The 1445-nt window shown below is 67.6% G+C and carries 2 protein-coding genes; both read left to right on the plus strand.

The window, feature by feature from the left end:
- A partial coding sequence (locus tag ACFTZB_RS45605) for an APC family permease (protein ID WP_378442594.1) occupies nucleotides 1–1043 on the plus strand: 1043 nt, incomplete at its 5' end.
- Between the two features lie 40 nt (nucleotides 1044–1083).
- Nucleotides 1084–1445 (plus strand): aldehyde dehydrogenase family protein (locus ACFTZB_RS45610; protein ID WP_378442596.1); only part of this gene is annotated, 362 nt, incomplete at its 3' end.

Below are 1445 nucleotides of genomic sequence, written 5' to 3' on the forward strand. Positions count from 1 at the left end.
CCCCGTTCATCGCCGGATGGTTCGGCGTCACGTTCGACGGCCCCGCCGACACCCTGCCCTGGGCGCTGGGCCTGATCGTCCTCGGCACGATCATCAACATCGCGGGCGTCAAGGTCGCCGCGGTGCTCAACAACATCGGCGTCGTCGCCGAGGTGCTCTGCGTCGTCGCACTCGTCGGCGTCCTGCTGGTCGTCAAGCATCCGACCCAGCCGCTGTCCTTCCTGAGCGACTCGGCCGGGACCGCCTCCGGCGGGAACTGGTTCGTCCCGTTCCTGTTCGCGATGATCCTGCCCGCCTACGCGATCTCGTCCTTCGACGCCACCGGCAACGCGTCCGAGGAGACCAAGGACGCTGCCCGCAAGGCCCCGATGGCGTCGGTGATGGCGAACGTGTCGTCCTACGTGGTCGGCGTGTTCATGGTCGCCCTGATCATGCTCGCGATCCAGGACCTGCCCGCGGTGATGGGCAGCGACACCCCGGTCAAGCTGATCCTCGACACCGCCGTCGGCTCCGCGTTCGCCAACATCTTCGAGGCCGTCGCCATCATCGCCCTGTTCGCGGCCCTGGTGATGTTGCAGCTCACCGGAATCCGGGTCCTGTGGTCGCAGGCCCGCGACGGTCAGGTGCCTGCCGCACACTGGCTGCGCAAGGTCAGCGCGCAGCGCATCCCGATCAACGCCACCCTCACCATCTTCGCCCTGTCGGTGATCTTCGCCCTGTGGTCGTCGCTGCTGTCGGTACTGGCCGCCATGACCGCCCTGGCCTGGGGGCTGGCGTACGGCGTCGTGGTCACCGTCGGTCTCTGGGGCCTGCTCCAGCGCAAATTGCCGAAGCACCCGTGGCACTACGGGTTCCTGAGCCCGCTCATCTTCGTCCTGGCCATCGTCTGGTCGGTGGTGCTGTGCGCGCTACTGATCTACTCCGACCCCACCCACGTCGGAATCGGCATGCTGCTGGTGATCCTCTCCGGCGCAGTCGTGTACATGACCATCCCCAAGAGCCGACGCGGCAAGTCCATCGACACCCTGCAAGGCCACCTGTAACCCCACCCGCCGACAAATCGCAACCGAGGAAAGGTTTCACATGTCGTCCCCCATCCAGCTCACCAACATCATCGACGGCAAGGCGGTGACGGGATCATCCGACACGATCCGCACGGTCCTCAACCCCTCCACCGGTGAGGTGGTCGCCGAGCTGACCGAGTCCACGATCGAGGACGCCGACCGGGCGGTCGCCGCCGCCCGCGCCGCCTTCCCCGCGTGGTCCGCCAAGACCCCCGGCGAACGTTCGCAGATCCTGCACGAACTGGCGAATCTGCTCGAGGCCAACCTCGACGAACTCGCCCACCTGGAGACGATCGACGCCGGCAAGCCCACCACCGCGGCCACCGGCGACGAACTGCCCGGGATCGTCGCGGCGTTCCGGCACTTCGCCGGGGCGGGCCG

The sequence above is a fragment of the Rhodococcus sp. NPDC057014 genome (assembly GCF_042673295.1).
Lineage (GTDB): Bacteria > Actinomycetota > Actinomycetes > Mycobacteriales > Mycobacteriaceae > Rhodococcus_F.